This is a genomic window from Eisenibacter elegans DSM 3317 (assembly GCF_000430505.1).
In the GTDB taxonomy this organism is placed as follows: Bacteria; Bacteroidota; Bacteroidia; order Cytophagales; family Microscillaceae; genus Eisenibacter; species Eisenibacter elegans.
In genome coordinates, this window is sequence record NZ_AUMD01000011.1 from 442,665 (window position 1) to 468,106 (window position 25,442).

General features: G+C 48.7%; 17 protein-coding genes. 9 read left to right on the forward strand and 8 right to left on the reverse strand.

From position 1 onward, the window contains the following. Nucleotides 1–293 precede the first annotated feature (293 nt). Nucleotides 294–1,481 (forward strand): anhydro-N-acetylmuramic acid kinase, encoded by a 1,188-nt coding sequence (locus tag G499_RS0102625; protein ID WP_026998653.1) that lies wholly within the window; start codon nucleotides 294–296, stop codon nucleotides 1,479–1,481. A 345-nt stretch (nucleotides 1,482–1,826) separates the two neighbouring features. On the opposite strand, the gene G499_RS0102630 is transcribed toward G499_RS0102625, so the two are convergent. The 3 genes from G499_RS0102630 to G499_RS0102640 form a co-directional block, all read right to left on the reverse strand. Continuing rightward, a complete protein-coding gene (locus G499_RS0102630; RefSeq protein WP_026998654.1) occupies nucleotides 1,827–2,663 on the reverse strand; it encodes a phytoene/squalene synthase family protein in 837 nt (278 codons plus the stop codon). Between the two features lie 30 nt (nucleotides 2,664–2,693). After that, nucleotides 2,694–4,262: a phytoene desaturase family protein gene (locus G499_RS0102635; protein WP_081413607.1), complete on the reverse strand. Its 1,569-nt coding sequence runs from the start codon at nucleotides 4,260–4,262 to the stop codon at nucleotides 2,694–2,696. 204 nt (nucleotides 4,263–4,466) lie between these two features. Next, nucleotides 4,467–4,967: an RNA polymerase sigma factor gene (locus tag G499_RS0102640; RefSeq protein WP_026998656.1), complete on the reverse strand. Its 501-nt coding sequence runs from the start codon at nucleotides 4,965–4,967 to the stop codon at nucleotides 4,467–4,469. Between the two features lie 426 nt (nucleotides 4,968–5,393). On the opposite strand from G499_RS0102640, the gene G499_RS18455 reads away from it, so the two are divergent. The 4 genes from G499_RS18455 to G499_RS0102665 all read left to right on the forward strand — a co-directional run bounded on the left by G499_RS18455 (nucleotide 5,394) and on the right by G499_RS0102665 (nucleotide 12,227). Next, nucleotides 5,394–6,401 (forward strand): NAD(P)H-dependent glycerol-3-phosphate dehydrogenase, encoded by a 1,008-nt coding sequence (locus G499_RS18455; protein ID WP_035726273.1) that lies wholly within the window; start codon nucleotides 5,394–5,396, stop codon nucleotides 6,399–6,401. A gap of 219 nt (nucleotides 6,402–6,620) precedes the next feature. After that, nucleotides 6,621–7,502: a UbiA family prenyltransferase gene (locus G499_RS0102655; RefSeq protein ID WP_026998657.1), complete on the forward strand. Its 882-nt coding sequence runs from the start codon at nucleotides 6,621–6,623 to the stop codon at nucleotides 7,500–7,502. 162 nt (nucleotides 7,503–7,664) lie between these two features. Further along, entirely contained in the window at nucleotides 7,665–11,165 is a 3,501-nt protein-coding gene (locus G499_RS20850; protein WP_161627679.1) for a S8 family serine peptidase, read from the forward strand. A gap of 42 nt (nucleotides 11,166–11,207) precedes the next feature. Next, on the forward strand, nucleotides 11,208–12,227 hold the full coding sequence (locus G499_RS0102665; protein WP_026998659.1) for a coiled-coil domain-containing protein: 1,020 nt from the start codon (nucleotides 11,208–11,210) through the stop codon (nucleotides 12,225–12,227). Between the two features lie 109 nt (nucleotides 12,228–12,336). On the opposite strand, the gene G499_RS0102670 is transcribed toward G499_RS0102665, so the two are convergent. From G499_RS0102670 to G499_RS0102685, 4 genes are all read right to left on the reverse strand, one after another. Beyond that, nucleotides 12,337–13,347, reverse strand: coding sequence for a patatin-like phospholipase family protein (locus G499_RS0102670; protein ID WP_026998660.1), 1,011 nt, complete (start codon nucleotides 13,345–13,347; stop codon nucleotides 12,337–12,339). 46 nt (nucleotides 13,348–13,393) lie between these two features. Beyond that, nucleotides 13,394–14,383, reverse strand: a complete 990-nt coding sequence (gene lplA / locus G499_RS0102675) for a lipoate--protein ligase (RefSeq protein ID WP_026998661.1) — start codon at nucleotides 14,381–14,383, stop codon at nucleotides 13,394–13,396. Between the two features lie 72 nt (nucleotides 14,384–14,455). Continuing rightward, the gene (locus G499_RS0102680; RefSeq protein ID WP_026998662.1) at nucleotides 14,456–15,040 is read right to left on the reverse strand and encodes a hypothetical protein; all 585 of its coding nucleotides are present in this window, start codon (nucleotides 15,038–15,040) and stop codon (nucleotides 14,456–14,458) included. A 12-nt stretch (nucleotides 15,041–15,052) separates the two neighbouring features. Beyond that, entirely contained in the window at nucleotides 15,053–15,631 is a 579-nt protein-coding gene (locus G499_RS0102685) for a hypothetical protein (protein ID WP_161627680.1), read from the reverse strand. A gap of 152 nt (nucleotides 15,632–15,783) precedes the next feature. On the opposite strand from G499_RS0102685, the gene G499_RS0102690 reads away from it, so the two are divergent. Continuing rightward, on the forward strand, nucleotides 15,784–17,421 hold the full coding sequence (locus G499_RS0102690) for an NFACT RNA binding domain-containing protein (protein WP_154658289.1): 1,638 nt from the start codon (nucleotides 15,784–15,786) through the stop codon (nucleotides 17,419–17,421). Between the two features lie 47 nt (nucleotides 17,422–17,468). Here G499_RS0102690 and G499_RS0102695 read toward each other — a convergent pair whose 3' ends face one another. After that, complete coding sequence (locus G499_RS0102695; RefSeq protein WP_026998665.1) at nucleotides 17,469–18,746, reverse strand: hypothetical protein; 1,278 nt, start codon at nucleotides 18,744–18,746, stop codon at nucleotides 17,469–17,471. 414 nt (nucleotides 18,747–19,160) lie between these two features. Here G499_RS0102695 and G499_RS0102700 point away from each other — a divergent pair, with 414 nt between their 5' ends. From G499_RS0102700 to pgeF, 3 genes are all read left to right on the forward strand, one after another. Continuing rightward, nucleotides 19,161–22,913: a sensor histidine kinase gene (locus G499_RS0102700; RefSeq protein ID WP_161627681.1), complete on the forward strand. Its 3,753-nt coding sequence runs from the start codon at nucleotides 19,161–19,163 to the stop codon at nucleotides 22,911–22,913. 66 nt (nucleotides 22,914–22,979) lie between these two features. Then, a complete protein-coding gene (locus G499_RS0102705; RefSeq protein ID WP_026998667.1) occupies nucleotides 22,980–23,867 on the forward strand; it encodes a geranylgeranylglycerol-phosphate geranylgeranyltransferase in 888 nt (295 codons plus the stop codon). Nucleotides 23,868–24,610: 743 nt separating this feature from the next. Beyond that, nucleotides 24,611–25,432 carry a peptidoglycan editing factor PgeF gene (pgeF, locus tag G499_RS0102710; protein WP_026998668.1) on the forward strand — a complete coding sequence of 274 codons (822 nt, stop codon included), beginning with the start codon at nucleotides 24,611–24,613 and terminating at the stop codon, nucleotides 25,430–25,432. Nucleotides 25,433–25,442 lie beyond the last annotated feature (10 nt).

The window sequence follows — 25,442 nt, forward strand, 5'->3', positions numbered from 1 at the left end:
TGTGTACTTTTCATACCATTGGATATTTTCAGAAAAGCGCTGTAACTGCGAAGCAGCACCGTAGGCAACCTCCGGCATCGCACCAATAAATGACGCTTTTTGATGTATACCCAATCCAGATTGGTTTGGGGAATGGATGTGTTAAAAAACCTCTGACAATCAAGGGAATCTTGGTATAAAAATCTCCCTAGCCATAGGTTTACAAACCTATCGCTAGGGTTTACGCCAAAGTTTCGGAATAACCAAAATTAATCATTGGTGTAAATTTTGATATATCTTGCCCTTAAAACCTGATGAACCCTGTCATTGCACGTTTGTATCAAATAGCCCAACAACCCTCCCGCCGTATTGTTGGATTAATGTCTGGCACCTCCCTTGATGGCCTTGATATAGCCTTGTGCCATATTGAAGGGCAAGGACTGCAAACACGCTGCCAATTAGAGGCCTTTACCACTGTCCCCTATACACGCTTGCAGCAGGTATTGCTCAGGCAGGTGCTCCACCAGCGCCTAGTCTCTATCGAAAAGGTAACGCTCTTGCACACCTGGCTTGCCGAACAACACGCGACAATGTTGTTACAGACGCTAGAACAATGGGGGCTCATACCTACTGATATAGATTGTGTTGCCAGCCACGGCCACACTCTCTACCACGCTCCCAAACACCAACACCGGCAAGGAAGTATGCCCAATGCGACTTTGCAAATAGGCGAAGCAGACCATTTGGCTACCCGCACGGGCTTAATCGTAATCAGTGATTTTAGACAAAAGCACGTCGCCCACGGCGGCGAAGGTGCGCCATTGGTAGCCTATGGTGATTATTGGTCGTATCGTAGCGATACCGAATCGCGGGTTTTGCTCAATATCGGCGGTATCAGCAACGCTACATATTTGCCTGCCGGTGCAGACCCTGCCTTGGTCTGGGCCTCTGATTTGGGACCGGGCAATGCACTGATAGATACCGCTATGCGGCATCATTATCAGAAACCTTATGATGACCAAGGAGCCATAGCCGCTACAGGAAAAGTAAACCCAACATTGTTGACGGCGTTTAAAGATGAGCCGTTTTTTGACGCACCTTTGCCCAAAACAACAGGACTAGAGCTTTTCGATTGGACTTGGGTACGACAGACTTTTGCCAAAGCAGGGCTGAGGCAAATCCCCCCTCAGGATTTGGTCGCTACCCTGACCCAGCTAAGTGCTGAGGTTATTGCGGAGGCGTTGCACAAAGCACTTGGTAGCACACCCGTACAAGTATATGTTAGCGGAGGAGGAGCATATAACGACAATATGATGGAGCGCCTTCGTCAGGCTTTGCCTGCCCACATACAACTACAGCAAAGTAATAGCTTGGGGATTGCTCCAGAAGCAAAGGAGGCTGTGTTGTTTGCCCTGTTGGCCAACGAAACACTTACCGGCCAAGGGCTTGCTTTAGGGCCATTGCCTGCCTTTACAATGGGTAAAATTTCACTGCCCTCATAGCCGAGACCGTAGAAGAGAAACGCGTATGAATGTTTTTCACACGCCACTGGATATTTCGCAAATCCCACAGTGGAATAGATCTTATTTACCCCCAAAATGAGGCTTCAGTTTGTCTAGGAGCTGGAGCGCCGAGCTACTTTTCCAAAAATGTCCAGTGGCGTGTATTTTTCACCAAAATATTGACTTGCCACTGGACATTTTCGAATTTGGCTTTGATTCAACAAGCTGCTTAACTACATAGGGACTTTCGAAAAGTTCACAAAGCCCCCCAGTGTTTGCACTCCTTTGCGTTCTTTGTAGTTAAATGTATACCAAATTGGTTTGTAGTATTGAAAGTCTGATAGGCTATAGGTAGCTAAATTTGTTGCGGACATAAGAGCTGACCAAGAGCATCATCTTGCGGTTGTCGGGTACGCGCACACGCTCATTTAGAATTTTGGTAGCAGACAAGCGTTTTATTTTTTTGAACAACTGTATATAATACACATAGGCTAAGTATACACCAAGGCGAGCCTCTTTGGGTAGTTGTAAGATACCTTCATAGCCGTGCTCAAAATCTTTCTGAATGTCTGCTTCGATAGCCGCTTTTACTTCGGGTGTAAACTCCTCAAAATCAACGGAGGGGAAATACACTCTGCCCCGTTCTTGGTAATCACTCTGAATATCGCGGAGGAAGTTGATTTTTTGGAAAGCTGAACCTAGGCTTTTGGCTGGAGCCTTGAGTGCTTGGTAGCGCGCTTCATCACCTTCACAGAACACACGCAAACACATCAACCCTACAACCTCTGCCGAACCGTAGATGTATTTTTCGTACTCTTGCTGAGTGTAGTCATTCTTGTCCAAATCCATTTCCATACTGTGCAAAAAAGCCTCTATCAACTCCTGTTCGATATGGTATTGATTGACGACCAGCTGGAAAGAATGTAGAACGGGGTTGAGGCTGATTCCTTCTTCGATGGCACGGTAGGTATCTTCACGAAAACGTGCTAGCAATGCGCGTTTGTCGTGTTCGTGGAAGGTATCCACAATCTCATCAGCATAGCGTACAAACCCATAGATGGCATACACAGGAAAATGGTATTTCTTGTGTAAGGTTTTTATTCCTAACGAAAAAGAGGTGCTGTAGTGCTGCGTAATCAATTTACTGCATTTGAGCGTAGTAGTTGTGTAGAGGTCTTGCATTGTAGGCATCCTATCAGATAGATTTGTTGGTTATTTAAACTCCTTTACAATCTCTTTGGCCACTACCTGCCCGGAGATAAGCGAAGGCGGAACGCCAGGCCCGGGAACGGTGAGCTGACCGGTAAAGTAAAGGTTCTGAACTTTCTTATTTTTAAGCCCCGGTTTGAGAATGGCCGTTTGCATCAGGGTATTGGCCAAGCCATAAGCATTGCCTTTGTAGGCATTATAATCACTGACAAAGTCGCTGTGGGCATAGCTACGTTTATATACCACCGACGAGCGGATATCGATGCTTGTGTAGGCTTCGAGCCTATCCATAATGATGTGGTAATATTTTTCACGCGTTTCTTCGGGGTCTTGCAGGCTGTGGGCTAGGGGCACCAGCAAGAAAAGGTTTTCTTGACCGTTAGGCGCTACCGTAGGGTCTGTTTTGGAGGGGCAAGAGGCATAGAAGAGCGGTTCTTCGGGCCATTGAGGCGTAGTATAAATTTGGCGGGCGTGCTTCTCAAAAGGCACATCAAAAAAGAGATTGTGATGCAACAGCTTGGGAATGCGACGGTTAACGCCAAGATAGAAGAGCAAGCTGGAAGGAGCCATCACGCGGCTGTCCCAATATTTGGCACTGTATCGGCGGTGTGATTCAGGTAGCAGGTTTTGCTCTACGTGGTGATAGTCAGCCCCAGCCACAACGATATCGGCCTCCCAGCTACGTTCTTGGGTATGTATGGCACGCGCCATACGGCCTTGTACCTCTATGCGCTGTACATCTTGGTTATAGGCAAACTCAACGCCAAACTCTTCGGCCAAGCGCACCATCCCTTCTACTATTTTGTGCATCCCGCCTTTAGGATACCATGTACCGAGCTGGATGTCGGCATAGTTCATCAGGCTATAAAGCGCGGGGGTATTTTGGGGCAATGCTCCCAAAAACAAAATCGGGAACTCCATCAGTTGGAGTATCTTGGGGTGTTTGAAATAGCGACGAATGTGTTTGTGGAATGACTGGAACACATCCATCCGAAAAAGCGCCAAGAGCAGGCGCATATCCGCAAACTCCAACACAGAGCGGCTTGGTTTGTAGACCAAGTCGTTGATACCTACTTGGTATTTGTAGGCGGCCTGTGCCAAAAACTTACGCAGTTGTAGGCTGCTGCCCGGCTCTAGTGATTCGAGCATTTGCTCAAACTCTGCCATATCTGCCGGGATGGGAAGGGTATCGTATTGGCCAAAAACTACCTGATAGGAAGGATCTAGCCGGATTAGTTCGTAATAATCAGAAGGCTTTGCGCCAAATTTGGCAAAGTAGGCCTCAAAAACATCGGGCATCCAATACCAGCTGGGGCCCATATCGAACACGAAGCCATCGGTATCAAACACACGGGCACGCCCCCCGGGGCCACTGTTTTTTTCTAATACCGTTACTTGATACCCTTCTTGGGCCAAACTAGTGGCGGCAGCAATGCCTGCGAACCCCGCTCCAATAACGCACACTTTTTTGCCCCGTTGTTGGGTGGGGCGGCGCTTGCCATAATGAGGGTTTTGGTTGAGGGCTGTATTATTATCCTTGATAGTGCCGTTGGTAGATGAAATATTGGCCATAAAAATGTAGTTGAAATGGGCGGAATTCGAATGTATAAACCAGAGTTTGGGGCAATTGTTAGGCTGTTGGGATTAAAAAATAAACAGCCGGACAACTACTAACCCTACGCCTGCCGAATATACAACATTTAAGCCTAACTCTTGACGGGATATTGAAAATAATCAAAAAAACCGCAAAAGCTTGTGCCCCTGCGGTTGGTGTTCTTATGCGTATTGTGCGAGAGACGCCTTCAATTCCTTTCGGGCGATGTGGATGCGGTTTTTGACAGTACCGATAGGGATTTGCAGCTTCTCAGCAATCTCGTGGTACTTGAAGCCGCGATAGTGCATCATAAAGGGCACACGGTATGCCTCATCTAGCGAATCGATAGCCCCTTGAATATCGTCCATCGCAAAGGTAGCGTAGGCATCATTTTGTGTAACGCTGTCGCTAGAGTTGATGTAGTGCATATTGTCAGTAGTATCGATAAAAGTATTACGACGTACCAAGCGCTGATAATTGGTGATGAAGGTGTTTTTCATAATCGTGTATAGCCACGCTTTCAGGTTGGTTCCTTCTGTAAATTTATCGCGATTGGTAAACGCTTTGAGGAGCGTTTCTTGTAGCAGATCATTCGCCTCTTCGGAGTCCTTGGTTAGCTTTAAAGCGAAAGGCTTCAAGCTCTTCGAAACGGCATTGATGGAAGTGAAATCTAAAGTTGCCATAAGTTTGGAGTTTAGGTCCTGTGTTCTTCTGCTTTTGTTTAAACAAAGGTAACTAGGGTTAAACAAAAATCCAAGTTTTAACACCTATTTTTTTTTACTATTGGGCTATCTATGTCCGATATTGTAGTATTTTCCGTTTTTTTTAATTAAAAAAGCCCCTCAGATACTCTTATTGAGCTGATAAAGGCAGATAATAGTCAAATAAAGTTTTTTAGTCTGTAGGGGCTTTTGAGATTTGTTGTTTAATGAATGCTTGTGTTTGGCTAAACAAAATAATGGCTTTATTCACCGTCATCTACAGCCTATGGGGGGAGCTTTATTAGGAATTGCCAAAAAAACCCTCTTATTTCGCCCATAGCCTCCTTTTGACTGTGCTTTTTGAGCAGTATCTCAACAGGAGGGAATCATTAAGTAGACAAACAAGATATGACACATTTACACAATGCACCCATTGCGGTGGTTGGTGGAGGGAGTTGGGCTACTGCCTTGGTAAAGATTTTGAGTGAGCAGGCGGGCGCAGTACATTGGTGGTTGCGCGATACCGAAGCCCTCACACACATCCAACAACAGGGGCGTAACCCTTCGTATTTGAGCGCAGTAACGATTGATACACATAAAGTTTTGTTATTCAGCGACCTAAAACAGGCCGTCAGCCAAGCGGCGGCAGTGATAGTAGCGGTGCCGGCGGCCTTTGTGGAGGCGGCTTTAGCCCCCCTTGTAGCAGAAGATTTGGCGGGCAAGGTGCTCATCTCTGCGGTCAAGGGGGTGGTTCCGGCACGACACCAGCTCGTAACCAGCTACCTACAGAGTGCCTTGGGTGTACCATTTGCGCAACAGGCCGTGATTGCAGGTCCTTGTCACGCCGAGGAGGTGGCTCTTGAAAAACAATCATACCTGACCATTGCCGCTGCCACGCCGGCCATAGCCGAGGCAGTAGCCCAGCGCCTGAGCTGTGCCTATATCAAGGCGACTCCACACCACGACTGGGAGGGGATAGAGTATGCTGCGGTGATGAAAAATATCATTGCCTTGGCCTGTGGTATCGCCCATGGACACGGCTATGGCGACAACTTTCAGGCCGTTCTTGTCAGCAATGCGATGCAAGAAATAGCGGCGTTTCTACAGGCTATCAGCCCGACAGAGACGCGCAACTTGAGCACTTCAGCCTACCTAGGCGACTTACTCGTAACGGCCTACTCGCAGTTTAGTCGTAACCGTACGTTTGGCAATATGATTGGCAGGGGCTATACCGTACAATCGGCTCAGGTGGAGCTAGGAATGATTGCCGAAGGCTACTATGCCGTACAAAGCATACAGCATCTGCGCCAGCCCTTAGACGTGATGATGCCCATTACGGAGATGGTCTATGGGGTACTCTACGAGCGCCGCCCCGTAAAGGAGGCTATGCAACACCTAGCACAACAACTATACTGATGAGCTAGTAGGTTTTTCTCGATAATAAAAGCTATTTTGCTCGACTGTTCGTTATCAGATGGGTGTCGGTTTACTGGTGCTCCAACACCATATATACTCAAGCAAAATTAGTTTGGGAATGTATGCGCCGAAAGTCATTGGAAATCAAGACAATCCAATGACACTGAAATCACATAAACTTGGTATACTTTCCATATTTACCCCTAAACCTTTTTCTTTATGCTCACACGCGCCACTTTGCTGCACTTGCGCATCCCGTTTTCCTTTTTCTTGATGCCAGTGTATTTTTTCGCCATAGCAGTGGCGGCTGTCCCGCGTATCCCCGAGGCGCTTTGGGCGTTTCTTATCTTGCATCTTCTAGTCTATCCGGCCAGCAATGGTTATAATTCTTATTATGATAAAGATGAAGGCAGTATTGGAGGGTTAGAGCACCCTCCTCAAGTCAGCAAACAATTACTCTACACTGCTCAGGTGATGGATGCTTTGGCCATAGCCTTGGCCATCATAATGGTAGATTGGCGGTTTGGGGTTGGGGTATTGATATACATCTTGGTATCAAGAGCATATAGCTATGACAAAATCCGCCTCAAAAAGTATCCCTTGGCTAGTTGGTTAGTAATCGGCCTCTTTCAAGGGGCTTGGATTATCTTGATTGTCGCTCAGGCAGTAGGCAAATACAGTCTGAGTGATTTGCTTTGGTATAGCCCCCGAGTTACGGGAGCGGCAGTATTGAGTTGTTGGATGCTTTGGGCATCATACCCAATGACCCAAGTCTACCAACACGACGAAGACGCACGCCGTGGAGACCTGACCATTAGCCGCTTGTTGGGCATACGCGGCACATTTGCCTTTGTGGGCTTAGGTTTGGGGCTTGTGGGGTTGGCCTTTGTGGCATATTTCATCAGGTATTACCATTGGCATGTAGCGTTGTTGTTTGTAGGTTTTATGTCTCCGTTGTTGGGGTATTATGCCTATTGGTTTCGGGCAGTAATAGCAGATGCGGCGGCGGCCAATTACAAATCAGCGATGCGTTTCAACTTACTTTCGGGCTTGTGTATGAATCTGTTTTTCTTTGTCTTAGTTGTTTGGAGGCACCTGTGATGTCCCCAATCAAAATCGGGAAATGTATGTGCTGAGAATCCTTGAAGATTAAGAAATTCAAACCCTGTAAAGCTCCAAATCACCCTGAGGATAAAATTTTAGCCCTGTGCGGTTACATCAATGCAATAGATACGTTTTAAAAGACAAATGCCAGGTTGTCTTATGATGAGAGAAAAAGTTGTTGGGGGGGATATGCGCCTCTACCGTATCATTTTTGTATGGCTTTGTATCATCGCTTGCAATGTAGGCGACGCATTGTGGGCGCAAAGCGAAGGAGATTATATTGCAGGGAAAGTAGTTGTCAAGCTAAAGCCCCATAGTACCAAGGACTATAGCCTAACTGCTGCCGTGCGTGCTCAAGAATTGGCCTCCAACACCTGTAACACAATCAAACTAATGCGGCAGCAGTGTTTTTTGGAAGAGTTGCCCCCAGCACGCACTACCACAAGCCGGAGGCGTGCCCCTCAGCAAGCGTTTCCTACCGATTGGGCGCTGATATATATTCTCGACATAGACCCCAACCTACCGTTGGCTATGGTGCTGAATTCCTTGCACCAAGACCCTGCCGTACAATATGCAGAGCCTTTGTATAAGCATTATCCCCTAATACAGCTCCCACCCAACGACCCCCTAATAGGAAGCCAATACTATTTAGATAATATTCGGGCGCTACAAGCTTGGCAGTTGCCGGCAGGGCAGGGAGATGCCTCAGTGATTGTGGGCGTGGTAGACAATGGCTTTGACTTGACACACCCTGATTTGGCCAACCAGTTCGTGCCCGGCTATGATTTGGCCAACAACGATGCCAATCCCCAAGCACCCTTCAACCACGGCACAGCGGTGGCCGGAGTTGGGTTTGCCCAAGTAAACAATGCGATAGGCATTGCTGGTGTGGGCTATCAGTGTCGTTTTATGCCACTCAAAGTAGCCCCCGATAGCGACCAAAACAATTATGTGGCCGCATATGCCGGGGTGATTTATGCAGCTCAAAACGGCTGTAAAGTCATCAATATGTCTTGGGGGAGGCGTGGTAACCCCAGCCAGTTTGAGCAAGATTTGTTACAAAGCCTCGTCGGGCAATATGACGTGGTGTTGGTGGCTGCCGCCGGCAACGACGGTGATGAGGGGTACTTCTACCCAGCTAGCTATGCGCAGGTACTGTCTGTAGGAGGGAGCAATGTGGACGATGAGCGCTGGTCGGGGTCTAATTTTAATGATAAAGTAAGCTTGTTAGCCCCGGGTGAAAGTGTGTTTACGACCCTGATTAGCAATAACTATGCGGTTGTGAGCGGGACATCTTTTGCCGCACCACAAGTAGCGGCGGCGGCGGCATTGGTGCGGAGCAAATACCCCACACTCAATGCCTTAGAGGTAAGGGCATTGTTGATGGGAACAGCGCGTACAGTAAGCGCTCAGAGTGTGGCCAACCAAACAGGCAAGTTAGGAACAGGAGTACTCGATGTAGCTGCTGCGCTATCACAAACGCCCGATTTTATACACCTACAGTCGGCTTGGCTGGGTTTTAACAACCAAGGGCAATGGGTTTTGCGGGCTGCGCTCAAGAGTGTGTCGGCGCTCAGCAACCTACAAGTTGCTTTTATTTGCGATAGCGCCTTTGTACAACCCATACAGAGCAATATCTCCTTAGGCAATGTGGCTGCGGGAGCCGATATTTTACTGCCTGCCGATGGGTTGCGGTTTGTATTGGGCAGTACGCCCGCCCCCAACAGCCAGACAATGTTTGGCCTACAATTCAGTGCCGATGGAGCGTTTAGCCAAACAATCTATGTACGGCTCAATATCAACCCAACCAACTACCTCAACTTTTCTGTCAATCAAGTCAGTATGGGGCTGAATAATGTCTCTGCCTTGGGGCGTGCTGATTATCTGAATAATTTCGATCCTTTGCCTTTTACATACCGGGGGCAGGCTTTGTTTACAGAGGCTGGGTTGGTGTTGGGGCGTAGCGCCACGCAGGTCTCGGACGCACTGCGGGCGGAGCCGGCAACCTTGCGCAATGAGGCTTTTACGGCCCTAAATCCGGCAATAGTAATGCCCGGAACCGCACTCGATACCAAGGTAGTAGAAGCCTTATATACTGATATTCCCAATAATATCGCCCGCAGCGAGGTAGAGGTGAAGCAACAGGTATTTGCTTGGAGTGGCGGCGGAGCCGACAAATATGTGATTGTAGAATACCGAGTGCGCAACCTGAGCCCTGTTACTTTCCCAACCTTGCGCGTGGGGCTGTATGCCGACTGGAACATCCAATCTATCACCCAAAACCGCAGCCTTTGGGATGCGGAGCGCCGGATGGCTTATGCCTTCGACCAGCCACATCAGAATCTTTATGGAGGCTTGCGCCTGCTGACAGATCAACCCAATGTGCTTTACGCCTTTGATACAGACGGAGCCGAGGGAAGTCTCAACATAGATGATGGCTTTAGCCTGAGCGAAAAATGGACTGCCCTCAACAATGCGCGCAACACTGCCGGTGGCGCTGGAGGCAATGACATTGCGCAACTGCTCAGTGTCGGCATCAATAATTTAGAGCCTGGGCAGACAAGTATTGTTGCGTTTGCCCTCCTAGCCGGAGACAACCTCACCGATTTACAAATGGTAGCCGATACCGCATTGGGGCGCTACCAGCAAGCCCGCCGTAGCCCTGTGCCCAATATCGATACCCTGATTATGGTCTGTGTGGGGACAAGCCTCAACCTCTCACCTACCAATGGAAGCCGCTTTAGGTTTTACACACAGCTTCCTCCGGCCAGCCCTTTGGCTACAGGGAAAACATTGTTTATCAATAACTTAAAAACTGCACAAACCTACTATATCACCAACATAGACTCTCTGTATGAGAGCACGCCCATCAGGGTGCGGATAGTGCCTTTGCCATACACACATACGATGGTAGCACCTGATACTTTTGACCTCTCCTCCGGCCAGCCGTTGCACTTGGTCGCAGAGAGTGCAGAGGCGGTCAGTTTTTTATGGGATTTTGGCAATGGCCAAACAGCCCCTGTCGCACAGCCCCTGCCTCCCAATTATGTACCGGGAACATATACCTTACAATTGACTACCCAAAACGCCCAAGGCTGTCGCCATACTAGCACCAAGACCTTAGTGGTGTTGGACTGTGCCAATAGCCGCGCAAGCTTTATTGCTGACCCGCCTTTCTTGGATTTGAGGACTGGGCAGACAGCCATTTTCAGAGGGACTACACCACAGGCCGCCGCTTGGTTCTGGAATTTGGGAGCAGGGCAAACCAGCACTGCCGCCCAAGCGTCTCGCAGCTTTGTGTTTGCCGGAATTTACCCTATTTATTTACAAACCATTACTCCTAACGGCTGCCGTACAGATACTACCCTGATGTATGAAGTACGCGACCGAGACCCGCTCACAAGTATCGAACAACGCCTAGAAGAAGAATTGAGAATATACCCCAACCCATCGCAAGGGCAGGTATGGGTAGAGATTCCTGAGTTACCACAAACTTATGAGTGGATATTGTATCGCATAGACGGTACGGCTTTTGCCACACAAACATCACAAGGGGGAGCCGCTGGTGTTTGGTATTGGGAACGCTTGCCCAAGGGTACATACGTACTGCTCATTCGATGGCCGGAGGGGCAGTGGGTACAAAAGCTAATGGTCAGGTAAGAAGCAGGGAGGTATATTTTCCATAAAAGCAACAGTAGCAATATGCTGGCTCAGAAGACAGACATCGTTCACAGGGTATGCCAATACCTCACTATTCCCCAAAACTGGGGGGTCGAGCAGAAGCAAGAGGAACACCTCAAGCAGAGTATCACGCTGTGTAACTTGATGAACTGGCTTATTATTCACGTCAATACCGCCTATTTGTTGGTAGACTTTTATCGGATAGGCAATCTATATCGTTCGGGCACCACATTTGCCATCATCAGCTTTTCAATCATCGCCTTGGCCTTGAGTAAGTACGGCTATCAGTTCATAGCTCGCTTTTTGAGCGCCTTTATTTTTGCTTCTTTTGTATTTGTATATGGGGTCATCATCAAGTTTTATATGAGCCCACCAATGCTGATTCACTACCTCTCGCCGCGCATTCCGTTGATTATGTGTGTGTTTTTCCCTTTTATGTTCTTGAGCTATCGATTTGAGCGCTGGGCTTTTTTTTGCACCTTCTTGCTCAATGTCTTGTTTGTGGTAGCTTATGACCCTATTCATTACCTTCTGGGAATCAATATGGAGCAATTTGGGCTACACCTAGATTATGCGCACTTGATGACCCAAAACTCTATCTCCTTTCTAATCATCATCTCGTTTGCTTTTATATATTTCAAGATGGTCAATCAGCAGTACCAACGTCAAATAACTTCGCTATACGAAGAGGTACAGCAGCAAAACGAAGAAATTCAGGCTCAAAACCAAGCCCTCGCCGGCACACAAGAAGAGCTGAGCACCATCAACAACCAATTAGAGGCACTTGTACAACAGCGAACGCAAAAAATAGAAGAGCAAAACCAACAATTACAAGAGTATGCTTTTTGGAATGCCCACAAACTCCGCGCTCCCGTAGCGACTATTTTGGGCTTGTATTATTTGCTTACACTCAAAGAATATCAAACCGAAGAGGCTATCGAAGAGATATACATCAAAATAGAAAAAAGCGTCAAGGACTTGGATGAAGTTGTGCAGGAAATACAGAAAAAGATAGAAAACAGGGATACTCGGTTCAGATAAAGAACATCTTGGGTATAGCGCGCCTTGTGTTAGCGTATTGTCCCCTCTTAGTGCTTGTGTATACATTGCCCAAGCCAATGTTGATTGGGGAGTACACAAGCGCTAATGCCTACAAAAAGATATCCTGAATATTACAAGTAGACTCTTGCCCCAGCTTGTCATAGTTTTTTTCGAGCCACTGGTCAGCCATTTTTCGACCCAATTGCCGCAGACGCAATAAAAACTCCCACCGGGTGTTGTATTTGCTGGAGATGCCTAGGCCGTCCATTTCTTCTTCAGGGCTGATGAGATGTATGAACAAGTTGCGCAACTTGTCGTGTGTGCTCAGGCCTAAGTGTAAGTTTTTTTGAATAAAATTGATGCGTCTCATCTCGTGCATCAGACTGGCATTGAAACTGAGCGTATTGACACGGTCACGAATTTCGACAGCCGTTCGGGGGATGTTTTTGATATAAATTGGGTTGATTTGCACCAACATAATATCTTCTGTTTCGGTATTGTCTATCAACGGATAGATAGGAGGGTTTCCCATATAGCCACCATCCCAATAAGCCTCTCCATCAATTTCGATAGCTTTGAAAAGGTGTGGTAGGCAGGCCGAAGCCAGCACAGCCTCAGCGCTGAGTTCGCTGTTGTCAAATATCTTGGCGCGAGCTGTACGGACATTGGTTGCGCAGATAAAGAGTTTCATCGCATCGCTACCACGCAATACCTCAAAGTCCACAAATTCTTCGAGTAGGTCTTTGAGCGGGTTGTAGTCAAGGGGGTTGAATTGATAGGGCGAGAACAGCTGCGTAAAAAAGTCAGACGCATAATAGTAGGGCGAATAGTCCATTCGGCCATTGCTAAGCCATAAGTCTACCCATCCGGGTCTGAGGAGTGAGAATTGATTGGCATCTGCAATCCGTTTCCAGAATTTGCCCAGTAACTTGATAGCGCCCGGCCTACCGCCGGTATGGAGGCCATAGGCCATAATGGTGGCGTTCATAGCGCCAGCGCTTGTTCCACAAACACCCTCAATAACGAGGCTGCGCACTTCGAGCAGGCGCTCCAATACACCCCAAGTAAAAGCGCCGTGAGAGCCTCCACCTTGGAGGGCTAAGTCAATAGTTTTGTACATAACAACAAATTTTGGGAATCAGAAATCGAAGCAGGCTAGCGAGTACTTAGCACAAAAAGCGCACAAACTCATCGACTTTGATAGGGCCGAAGTAGTGCTCTAGGTCTATGTAGGCCAGAGCCTGTGCTAGCGCATCGGCATTGTAGCTACAGTCTGTCAGGGAGTGCTCAACTTCGGCCAAGTTACCAATACTGAGAAAGTCACCATAAAACTTGAGGTTGGTTATTTTACCGTTTTTGATGTGTAGGCGGGCATCAATTTGGCCAAAGTCAAAGCGGTGTGTTTTTTGAATATTGAACGCTGGCGATTTGCCATAGTTCCACTCCCAAGTAAAGTATTTGCTATGCGCTAGGGCGTGTACTTCCTTCCATTCTTGGGGGGTTAGGCGGCGCAAAGGGGGGGTGTCTGCTTCAAAAATATGACGGCTGATATGCGTCTTAAACTCCCCTAGGCTCATTGGTTTGGGTAGGAGCGATAAGATATTGGCTACACGGCTACGTACCGATTTGATGCCTTTTGACTCTATCTTATCTGGGCGCACCCGCAGTGCTTGCCCTAGGCGGCTCATATCAGAGTTGAAGAGCAGGGTTCCGTGGCTAAACATCTTCTGGCTGGTCGAAAACTGCGCATTGCCCGATATTTTACGGCCATCAGCCGTAACAATATCATTGCGACCAGTCATTTCGGCCTCTATACCTAGCGCCTGCAATGCGCGCACAATAGGGGCAGTAAAGTGAGCAAAGTTATTGACCTTCTGTGCATCGAAGGGGGTCATAAAGCTAAAATTGAGGTTACCCAAATCGTGATAGACCGTTCCCCCGCCCGAAATACGCCTTACCACGGTGATTTCGTGCTCAGATACATAATCGGCATTGATTTCTTCGATGGTATTTTGGTGTTTGCCGATAATCAGCGATGGTTGGTTGACATAAAAGAGCACATACTCTTGGTCTGGGTCAAAATTACGAACGGCATACTCTTCCAAGGCTAGATTGATTCGGGGGTCTTGGTGGCCTTCGTTGTCGATGAGTTGCATAAGGATTTTATTTTGGCCTGAGAGGCCGTGTAGCCTCTCCTTTGGCTGATGATTGAAATGCGACGTGGCCGGTTATTCGCCTGCCAGAGAGCTAAATTCTTCCATACTTTGCACGCGTTTACCGTCTTTAAAGGCGGTTATAAAGGCCTCTGCACCTTGTGCGCTGAGATATTCTCGGATAAACTTGGCTTCTCGGTAAGACATAAAGTAGCCGATACTATATCGGGTAGCGCCTTCAGTAGTTTCTACGCTGAAGTTGGGGTGTAGCCCGGCGTAGTTGTTATTTTGGTGGAGCTTGGTATAAGCGCCTATCTGTACCCTGAAGATGACATTGGGGGCAGCCTTGAGCGCATCAATTTGGCTTTGGAGCAGCCGAATCTCGGCGCGGAGGCGGTCTAATTGGTCGGCGCGTTGGCTTTTTTCACGTTGTTGGCGTTGGAGCTCATCTTGAGTTTGTTGGATTTGGCTTTCTACATTGGCCTTATCATCCTGCATTTGGAGATATTGCTCGGGGTTGCGGCGTAAGTTTTTAGCCTCTTTTTTTAGTGCTTTTTGCTCTGCCTTGGTGAGTTGTTGGGCTTGAGCTCCTTGTGTGCCCAGGGCAATACACAAAGCTCCCAAAAGTAGGGTGAGAGAAACAAAAGAAGATGTCTTCATAAAAAATATCGATTATCCGTTTTTAGCGGTAGAAGTTACAATTTTGGTGGATTTGATGCGCAGCGTGTGCAGGTGTTGTTGAAACTTTTTGGCCTCGGCCTCTGTCCCAAAAGTACCCAACACAAGATGTAGTGTTCCCTCTGGGGAGAGGTGCGGCGCTAGGCGCAGCTTTTCCTCATCTGTGGCTTGGTATTGGTCAAGGTTGGCAATTTCGAGTACTACACGAAAGCCACCTTCGTTGATGTTTTGGCTGGCTTTGTCTGGGATAGAAGCTTTTTTACTGGCTTTAAGGGCTTCGTGTTCGCGCTCTAGGCGTTGTTTTTCGCTTTCCAATTCTTGGATTTCAGTACTGGAAGGGGTCAGGCGTTTGGCGCGTTCTAATTCTTGTTGCAACTGGCTGTGTGTGCTTTCGCGTTCTTTGAGTTCTTCTTTGAATTTGTGCAGCTCTTGAGGATTGCGTTGGTAAGCTTTAAGCTCGTTTTTAAGTCGCTTACGGTCTTGCTTGGACATTTGCTGGGCGTGTAAGCCTACAGGGGTAAGCCATAAAAGACCGCAAATGCATAAAACAGACAGACGAATGTTCGGGGTCATAGACGTTTTGGGTACTAGGGGTTAAGAAAAACAGCCAGCTCGGCATATCCACACAGACATACAAGGAAGGGCTTATACTCGTTAAAGGTACGAAAAAAAGCCTTGCATTCACAAAGAGCTTGTGTACTTTTGTAAGCTTAGGCTGTACAAATATGATGCAAAACAATTATTACTTCTTACGCCAATTTACCCAACAACTTGCTCGACGTTTGGGCTCGTTGGCCTACCATATAGGTTACCGACCCATTGATGAAACCCAGCTGACCAAAGGAATGCGCTTGGGGGCTTGTTTTAGTCAAAACAAAGACGAACTAGTGTTGGGCTTTTTCAGCCTGCAAGAAGAGCTGTATCTCAGGGCTTTGCTCAATCCGGAGCTTGCTTGTTTGGCCGTGGTTTCTGACTTTCAGCGTGCCAAGCGCAATAGTATTGACTTATTTCGGCCTATCCTCAATAAGGCGGTAGTAGCCATTACCCAATACCAAAACGAGCGCAGCTTCGCCCTACACTTTGAAGAAGGCCATACCTTGTTATTCAAAATGCACGGCAGGCGTGCCAATGTCATCCTCTTTGAGCAGGAGCAGTTTTTAATCAGTTTTCACAAACGGATGGAAAACGATTATCAGTTAAAACTTGCCGCGCTTGACCGTCCATTGGTACAGACTTTCGAGGCATATCAGGCTGTAGAGGGCAATTTGGCTAAAATTTACCCTACACTAGGTACAGAAATCAAGGCATATCTCGATGCACAGCCTGCCTTTGTTGAGGCAGACTTGCCAGAGCGTTGGGCTATCGTCGAAAGGTTGGTGACGCAATTAGAAAACCCAAAATATTATCTGTGGCAACCCCAAGAAGCGCCACAGTTGATGCTCCTGCCGCCGCCAGAGCAGACTACTCCCTTCGAAGTTTTTGAAGAGGCGCACGAGGCTGTCAATGCGTTTTTCTTTGCCTACCTAAGACTCAGCACCCTCACACAAGAGAAGAGTGCCGCGCAGAGGCTGTTACAGCGCCGCTTGCGACAGGCACAAGCTTATGTCCAAAAACACACACAACGACTGCGCGAGCTAGACGAAGGCATAGACCACGAAACCACAGGGCATCTGTTGATGGCCCACCTACACCAAATACCACAGGGCGAAACGCAGGTAGTATTGCCAGACTTCTATGACCCGCAGCAGATGCACGTCATCAAGCTAAAAAAAGACCTTTCGCCTCAAAAAAACGCCGAGCACTATTACCGCAAAGCCAAAAATCAAAAAATTGAACGTACCAAACTTCAAGACAATATTGCCCGAAAAGAGACCGAAGTCCTAGCACTCGAAACGCAATTGTTGGCCTTGGAAGCAATTACGCAGGTCAAAGAATTGCGCAAATTCCTTAAAACCAATAAAATAGACATAGAAGCACAAGCTGCCGTAAAGGTCGAAATGTTTCCTTTTAAGCGATTTCATTATCAAGGGTTTGAGTTTTGGGTGGGCAAAAATGCCAAAAACAACGACCTACTCATCCAAAAATACGCCTTCAAAGAAGACCTTTGGCTACACGCCAAGGATGTAACGGGCTCGCACGTACTCATCAAATACCAAGCAGGCAAGCCCTTTCCCAAGGATGTCATCGAAAAGGCTGCTTCATTGGCTGCATATTATTCCAAACGAAGCCACGACAGCGTGTGCCCTGTGATTGTTACGCCCCGAAAGTATGTACGTAAAACCAAAGACCTACCCGATGGGCAGGTCATTGTGGAGCGTGAAGAGGTGGTGATGGTCTTGCCTGAAGCGTTTGGAGAGGGCTAGCATCAGAGGGCTGTGGGTTTGCCCTCTAGATGACCTACCAATACCAATCAAGTTTTTTGTTTTTTCTTGCGGGCGGCAGGGAAGAGGATGTTGTTCAGAATCAGCCGATACCCGGCAGAGTTGGGGAAGAGGCTCAGGTCGGTATGCTCTTCACCCACAAAATGCTGGTAGTCTTCGGGGTCGTGGCCGCCGTAAAAAGTCCAAGTACCACGCCCAAAGGTGCCGTGGATATAACGCGCCTCATCAATCTTTTTGGTTTCGCCCAAAATCACCACTTCCGACTTAATCAGCCGCTTCTTAAAGCCGGTTGTTTGCCCCATAAAGCCTTTGACGACCGATTGGTGGTTTTGGGTCAGCATCGTCGGGATGGGATCCCATTTGGCCGAAAACTGGAAGAGGGTAAAGTAGTCGTTCGACTCGTTGAGGCCGCGCTCAAACTGCTGGTTGTCGATGTTGGAATACTCGTACTCGTAGGGGTTGCGGCTGATGGTGAAATTCTGGAAGGCGAAAGTATTGTTGAAGTTGAGCTTTTCTTGTGCCCTTGGGTCGGCGGGATCGCCGTCATACATTGACTCGCAGATGTCTACCCCATCGGCAGCGAGTGCGATGTCGTAGGTATCCGTGGCAGAGCACATCGCAAACAGAAAGCCGCCGGAGGCACAGAAATCACGAATTTTTTTGACCACAGCCAACTTCAACTGTGACACCTTGGCAAAACCGTATTTCTTGGCCAAGGCTTCGTACTCTTTCTGCTGCTGGATGTACCAAGGTTGGTGGCGGTAAGCACTATAAAACTTGCCGTACTGCCCCGTGAAGTCTTCGTGGTGGAGGTGGAGCCAATCGTACTTGGGAAGCTGGTCGGTGAGCACTTCGTCGTCAAAAACAATGTCGTAGGGAATCTCGGCAAAGGTCAGCACGAGGGTTACGGCATCGTCCCAAGGTTGTTTGCTCTTGGGGGAGTAGACGGCTACTTTGGGTGGTTTTTCGAGGCGCACGGCATCCATATTGACATCGGGGCTGGCGATTTGATTCAAAATGCTGTTGGCCTGCGCGTCAGAAAGGATTTGGTACGACACATCGCGGATAATCAGCTCCCGCTCAAATTTCTCTTGGTAGGCACACATAAAACTCCCCCCACGGTAGTTGAGCAACCAATCGACTTCTGTGCCCTGTTCCAAGACCCAATAAGCAATCCCATAGGCTTTGAGGTGGTTGGTCTGGTTGTCGTCCATCGGGATGAGGATGTAGGCGGCCTGCACTGTCGGTATACCAACAAAGGAGAGCCAACAAGTCAGCAAAAGGGTAAGGGAGGTGAGTTTGGGCATAAGGGTGTTTTTTGGAGTATGAACTAGGGACTATGGGGTATGAAGTAGTTTGTAGTTTAGTCTCTAGATAGGGTTTTTACGTCACTTGTCTATCATTGATGCAAAGTAGGCGCACGCGGCTTGGGGACATCCGAGCACGAGAGTGCGAAGGATGTGGGCGCTAGCCCTGCCAAGTAACCTTGCGACCTGCCGGAAGCTCAAGCTACTGGTGATAGCCCGACCCCGAAGGGGGAAGTCTCCAATCATCGTTGTCAGCGAGGGGGTAGCAGGAGGTTTTTGGCACAAAGACTACCGCAAATATAACACGGCATTGGGGGCTAAAAGTTTGAAAAGCGTGGCTTTTTGCAATGGGTATTTGCGCGATGGGGGATTATGGCTTACATTTGTTTTGTGCTCACCTAATCTGTATTGCCTTTGAACGCGTCTCGGACTACAAACGATTTGCAAGCCTATCTACACACCCCTTGGTGGGCGAAGCCTTGGCTTTGGCTAGTGTTGAGTGGGGTGGTGTTGGCTGCTTGGGCGGCGTGGCAGTGGTATCGGCTGCCCAGCGGCGAGCGGTATCGCCAACAAACCGAACTCCGCACACAGCAGGCGCTGGAGCAATTGAGTGGGGAGAAGGAGGTGCTGCTGAGCTTGGGGGATACCTTACACTGGGGCAACCTAGCGCAGGCCGCCAAGCACTGGCAGTATGCGCATTTGGTATATCGGGGGGGGCAGCTGCGCTATTGGACAGACCACGGCCTCATCCCCGACGAGGCCGAGCTGCGTGGTAGGTATCGTTACCGCCTGATGCAGGTAGGACAGAGCTATTACCTAGTCGACAAGAGTCGCCACTTGGTGGGGCGCGATACGCTGGAGTTGGTAGGACTGGTGCCGCTCTACCGGCACTATAAGGTGCAGAATCGATACCTTCGCTCAGAACATAATCCGCAGATTTTTGGTGGGCAGACACCTCAGGTGCTCGACGCTCGGGCAGATAGCTCGGCCAAAATACATACTGCCGACGGGCAGCCGCTTTTTGCTATTTCGCTGCCAGAAGTATCGGCTACACAGCTCCCTGCGCCGCTTTATCCGGTGCTGGGCTGGGCGCTGTTGTGGGGGGTATTTTGGGCAGTATGGGGGCTTTGGCACTATGCCCGCCTGTGGGCGCGCAGAGGGCGGTATGTGCAGGGGCTGGCGCTATTGCTGGGAGGAGGAGCTGCGTTGGCAGTGGCCTTGGTTTGGAGTCGTGTGTGGCCGCTGTGGCTGGGCACATACAGTCCTTTGTTTGCAGGCAAGGGCATTACACTGGGCGAAATGGGGCTGTTGGGCGTGTTGTTGCTGCTCAGTAGCACCTATTTGTTTTGGTACTACCCCTATATCACCAAAAAATGGCTTCGACCCATAAGGCCTAGTACTCGTGCGGGGATATATGCGTTGGTTGCCTTGGTTTGGGTCGCGCTTTTGGCAAAAGGGTATCAACTCTTGCTACACTTGTTGGCTGCTCAGGACATCATTTCTCTTGACATCACCCAAAGCTTGCGCCTGAGCCCTCTCCGACTTTGGGCTTGGGCAGTATTTATCCTGCTGGCGACGAGCTATTTTATGCTCACACACCTCAGTATGCGCTGGCTGTTGCGCTGGGGCGGAGGGCTGAAGCCGTGGGTGCTTCCCTCGGCGTGGTTGGGGATTTTGCTGCTCCAAACGGCGCTGTATTACGGGCAGTGGTCGGTAGGGTTGGCCGCCCTTTGGATTCACGGCTTGTGGGTGGGTTTGGTGTATTATCTGCGGTTTCCCAAATATTTGGCGCGGTTTCAGTACCTAAGCTCTATGTACCTTTTTACGGGGGCAGTGGCGGCGGCGGCGGCGGCTATGCTGGTGTTTTATGAAGAAGGACAAGGGCAACTGTTGGCCGAAAAGCGCAAGTTTGCAAGTCAGTTTATTTTGGAGAATGACCTCCCGGCGGAGACCCAGCTGGCGCAGGCCTTGGAGCGTATCGAGCAAGACGCGCTCTTACAGTCAATCTACCAACACCCGTTTTTGCCCAAGAGCTTGGCCAAACAAAAAATACGGCGCAGTTATTTGGGGAGTTATTTTGACCAATACCAAGCGCAGGTCTATGTGTTTGACCGTGAGGGGCGCATCTTTGGCACACCCGATGCCGACGCCGAAGACAACTACGAGGCATTCGTAAAGCGCTACAACAAAATTTGGTATCAGACTGACGAACACGAGCAGCTGTTTTTTGTCAATGCCTCAGGGGTCAATATGGTGCGGCAGTATGTCGCCTTTGCGACCATCAAACACCCACAGGGTGGGCAGCCGGTAGGCTATGCCGTAATCGAATTGAAGCAGCAACGCGCTATTTCGAGCAATGTATACCCTGAACTCCTGCTGGATGAACGCTATGGCGGCGACTCACCCAACAGCCGTCAGTTTAGTTTTGCGGTGTATGCTGCCGATACCTTGGCCTACAGTATGGGCGATTTTGATTACAAGCAGCACCTCCCTACCCGCAGGCTGGAGCAGTTTTATGCCCGAGGGTTTATCCAAGCAGGCTATCACCATTTGGTCATTACGGGCGGCAATCGCAAGCGCATCGTGGTATCGAGTTTGGCGCCGGGCGTGGGGACTTTCTTCACCAACTTTTCGTGGCTTTTTTTGTGTTTGGTGGCTTTTCCGGTCAATGGCGTGATTGCCTACAATGTGTGGCGCAGTATGCGTACCTCCCGCCTGAAGTTTGCAACACGGATACAGTTTTACCTCAACTTGGCTTTTTTTCTGCCTCTCATTCTCGTAACGGTCATTATTTTGAGTGTGGTGAGCCGTTCGGAGCGGCGCGAATTGCAGCAGTCCTTCATTCGCAATACCGAGAGTGTGTCCCAAAACCTGATGCTACCCCTCGAAAACTACCAAACCGGCCTGCTAGGGCGTGAAGGGTTGCTGAGTCAGGTGCGTCAGATAGCCCAATATACACAGGCCGACATCAATATTTTTGACCCTCAGGGGCGCTTGCTCCTCTCTACCCAACCGGCTATTTATGACCTTGGCGGACCACTTTCGCGCCTGATGCAGCCTCAAGCCTATGCGGCGCTGCAAACACAACGCTACAAGCACCGCCTCCAAACCGAGCAGGTGGGACAGCTGCGCTTTGCCTCTGTGTATGTGCCGGTATATGCCTATAGCACCCAACAACTGTTGGGTATCTTGAGCATTCCTTTTTTTGAGTCGCAGTATACGTCTGAGCAAAAGCTGATTGCAGTGTTTTCCAGCATTTTGAGCATTTTTACGGCCATCTTCTTGGTGTTCGTAACACTGTCGTACTTTGCGTCGCGGGTTTTGACCGTGCCGCTGCGGATGATTACCCAAAAAATTCAGAAGACAAGTTTCAACGACTATGCCGAGCCGCTTACTTGGCACGCCGAAGACGAGATAGGCCTGCTGGTCAATGAATACAACGGAATGCTCGTAAAGCTCGAAGCGAGTAAACGCGCCCTAGCCCGCAACGAAAAGGAGCAGGCTTGGCGTGAGATGGCCAAACAAGTAGCCCACGAAATCAAAAACCCGCTTACCCCCATCAAACTGACCTTGCAGCTCTTGCAGGTCAAGTTACAGCGCTTTGAAGAAGATGTACAACAGACTTTCGACCGGCCTATCGAAACCCTCATCACACAGGTAGATACCCTCACCGAAATCGCCGACTCGTTTTCGTCTTTTGCCAAAATGCCCGTTCCGAAGGCCGAGCACTTCGACCTCATCACCGTATTGGAAGAGACCGTTCAGCTCTATCAGTCTAACCCCGACATTGACTTCGAGCCCAAGGTCGATACCGAGCCTCGGTTTATCCTTGGCGACCGCCGCCTAATGGGGCGTATTTTTACCAACCTCATCCTGAATGCCATACAGGCCGTGCCCGAAGGCCGCCGCCCACACATCCGCCTGCGGCTAGTAGTGGTAGACATAGACCTCATCAGGGTAGAGATAGAAGACAATGGCGATGGGGTGCCCGAAGAAATACAACACAAAATATTTGTGCCCAACTTCACCACCAAGCAAGAAGGTTCTGGCATTGGGCTGGCCGTAGCCAAGCGTGGGATAGAGCACGCCGGCGGGCGCATCTGGTTTGAAACCCAAGCCGGACAAGGCACTTGCTTTTTTATTGAGCTGCCTACGGTCGATTTTTGAAACTCTTAGCCCCCCGCTTAAGTTGTATTTACAAATGCGCTCTCATTTTTACGCCCATTGAAGGCTATGGTTCCTACTCCTGACCTCACCGCACCGCCAATCAACCCTTCCTTTTTTGGGTTTTTTAGGTTGATTCGCTCCCTTAACTTGCTCATTATTGCCTTTACGCAATATATGGTCAAGATTTTTGTCATTGATGAGCAGCTCGATATTTTGGGGAATCTCCAAAATCCTACGCTTTTTTTTCTGAGCCTTTCCACTGTGTGTATTGCGGCGGCAGGCTATGCTATCAACGATTATTATGATGTCAAGATTGACAACATCAACAAGCCCGACCGCGTCGTGGTAGGGCGGCTGGTCAAGCGGCGCGTAGTGTTGTTGCTCAATTTCAGCCTCAACGCCGCCGGAGTACTGCTGGGGCTGTGGATTAACCCCCTGCTGGGCTTCGTCAATTTTTGGGCTATTTTTTTGCTCTGGGCTTACTCCAATCACTTCAAGCGCTTGCCCTTTGTGGGGAATTTTACCATTGCCCTGCTGACAGCTTTTTCGGTCTGGATACTGTTGTTGGTGTTCCCCGGTAATACCGTGTTGGTGGGTTTGTATGCTTTTCTGGCTTTTTTGATTTCGCTCATCCGGGAGATTATCAAAGATATGGAAGACCGCCACGGCGATGCGCGTTTTGGTTGTCGTACCCTACCCATTATCTGGGGGATACGGCGTACAAAGGTGCTCATACAATGGATTTTTGCCTTTTTTCTGCTTAGCCTGTCTTGGATATTGGTGGTATACTGGAGTTGGTTCAACAGCTTGTTGGCGCTGATGACCCTGCCGCTGTTGTTGCATTTTATGTGGCGTTTTCGCCACGCTGATACCAAACGCGAGTTCGCTTACATCAGCACCCTCTGTAAGTGGATTATGCTGGCGGGCGTACTGACAATGGTGGGCTTGGTATAGTTGAGGGGGTATTCAATAAACAACTTACCCATTGCTACAGAGGGCAAAGGGATGGTGTATGTATTCCACATCCTGAAGGGATGCAACGGTTATAGCACATTAGGGTCTTGAGCGTTCGCCGCCTACGAGGTTGATGAATGGGTGACTTTTTTTGAATGCCCCCTAATCTCAAGTAGGCATCCTTAGAGCAAGCAACTGGCAGGAAAAAAATTTAATAGTTCGGAAACCTTGGAGTGTACTCCAAGCTGTTTATTAGTTAAATCCTGTTTTTTACTCCAAAAGTGGAAATTAGGCTAACCTATTTTTGATGATAACCTCCGGGCAGTCTTCGCTGGGCTGCCCGCTAAAGGTTATCGATACCAAAAATGTAAAGCCCCTAACCGCACTTGCACAACATCCCTAAAAGCCTTATCTTTAGAGAAGAATAACATTTCTGAGTATCGAGAGGGCTTATATGAAAGAGGGAGTATTGAATTTATACAAAATGGAAGTAAAAAAATTGTCATATTAGTATGATAATAGTGTTTTGTGTAACATCAGAATAGATTAATAAAATTAAATAAAAATCGATAGCTGAAATAGTCATTAAAAAAAACAGGCAAGCAAAAATCGATTTATTTAACACATTACTCGCATCAAGTTAAAAAATATTGATTTCTTTAACACGTTCTTGCTCCTAAAAGAGGCCTAGCCGACAGAAATGTATTTTTATCAATTAAACATCCAAATAATGTGTTTTTAGTATGATTGCTCATCGGTTTAAGGAGGCTACCTATTTACAATTCACACAATTAAGTGCTTATAGTGCACAGTTGTCTCATTTTGTGAGTACTCGTTTGGGGGGCTTCAGCGACGGGCCATACAATGGCCTCAATCTAGGCCGAGGCACTGCCGACGACCGGCGGCTAGTAGAACAAAATTATCAACTTTTGGGCGGGCTTTTGGGCTGGGATAACCGCCCTTGGTGTGTGCCCGGGCAAATACACAGCAAGACAGTTACCCTTGTTACACCTGACAATGCGGCGAGCTTTTGCAACCCCGACCGCAGTACCGTTCCCAAGGCCGATGCGCTCATCACCAATAGCACAGGTATTGCCCTAACCGTCCTCTCCGCAGATTGTACGACCATCCTGTTGTATGACCCTGTTCGGCAGGCCATCGGAGCTATCCACGCCGGCTGGCGCGGGACAGTACAACACATCGCTGCCGAAACGGTACGGGCTATGCAACATCATTTCGATACCAACCCTGCTGACCTCAGGGTAGGGATAGCTCCTTGTATCGGAATGCCTGTTTATGAAGTGGGCGATGAGGTGGTAACGGCCGTACACGAAGCTTTTGGCACACTCGACCAGCTTGTTACCTATCACCCCGCCAGCGGCAAGCCACATTTTAACCTCAAATCAGCCAACCGACAAAGTTTGATACAGGCAGGTGTGCGCCCCAATCATATCGAAATAGCGCCTTACTGTAGTTATGACGATGACGACTGGTTTTATTCCCATCGTCGTGATAAGGGCATCACCGGACGCTTTGGCAGTGGCCTGATGCTCTTGCCCCAATAGTACCTGATTT

Bases quoted from the DNA above. Each gene is read 5' to 3' on its own strand.
- G499_RS0102625 (WP_026998653.1), top strand. From the start codon at position 294: ATGAACCCTGTCATTGCACGTTTGTATCAAATAGCCCAACAACCCTCC.
- G499_RS0102630 (WP_026998654.1), bottom strand. From the start codon at position 2,663: ATGCAAGACCTCTACACAACTACTACGCTCAAATGCAGTAAATTGATT.
- G499_RS0102635 (WP_081413607.1), bottom strand. From the start codon at position 4,262: ATGGCCAATATTTCATCTACCAACGGCACTATCAAGGATAATAATACA.
- G499_RS0102640 (WP_026998656.1), bottom strand. From the start codon at position 4,967: ATGGCAACTTTAGATTTCACTTCCATCAATGCCGTTTCGAAGAGCTTG.
- G499_RS18455 (WP_035726273.1), top strand. From the start codon at position 5,394: ATGACACATTTACACAATGCACCCATTGCGGTGGTTGGTGGAGGGAGT.
- G499_RS0102655 (WP_026998657.1), top strand. From the start codon at position 6,621: ATGCTCACACGCGCCACTTTGCTGCACTTGCGCATCCCGTTTTCCTTT.
- G499_RS20850 (WP_161627679.1), top strand. From the start codon at position 7,665: ATGATGAGAGAAAAAGTTGTTGGGGGGGATATGCGCCTCTACCGTATC.
- G499_RS0102665 (WP_026998659.1), top strand. From the start codon at position 11,208: ATGCTGGCTCAGAAGACAGACATCGTTCACAGGGTATGCCAATACCTC.
- G499_RS0102670 (WP_026998660.1), bottom strand. From the start codon at position 13,347: ATGTACAAAACTATTGACTTAGCCCTCCAAGGTGGAGGCTCTCACGGC.
- lplA (WP_026998661.1), bottom strand. From the start codon at position 14,383: ATGCAACTCATCGACAACGAAGGCCACCAAGACCCCCGAATCAATCTA.
- G499_RS0102680 (WP_026998662.1), bottom strand. From the start codon at position 15,040: ATGAAGACATCTTCTTTTGTTTCTCTCACCCTACTTTTGGGAGCTTTG.
- G499_RS0102685 (WP_161627680.1), bottom strand. From the start codon at position 15,631: ATGACCCCGAACATTCGTCTGTCTGTTTTATGCATTTGCGGTCTTTTA.
- G499_RS0102690 (WP_154658289.1), top strand. From the start codon at position 15,784: ATGATGCAAAACAATTATTACTTCTTACGCCAATTTACCCAACAACTT.
- G499_RS0102695 (WP_026998665.1), bottom strand. From the start codon at position 18,746: ATGCCCAAACTCACCTCCCTTACCCTTTTGCTGACTTGTTGGCTCTCC.
- G499_RS0102705 (WP_026998667.1), top strand. From the start codon at position 22,980: ATGGTTCCTACTCCTGACCTCACCGCACCGCCAATCAACCCTTCCTTT.
- pgeF (WP_026998668.1), top strand. From the start codon at position 24,611: ATGATTGCTCATCGGTTTAAGGAGGCTACCTATTTACAATTCACACAA.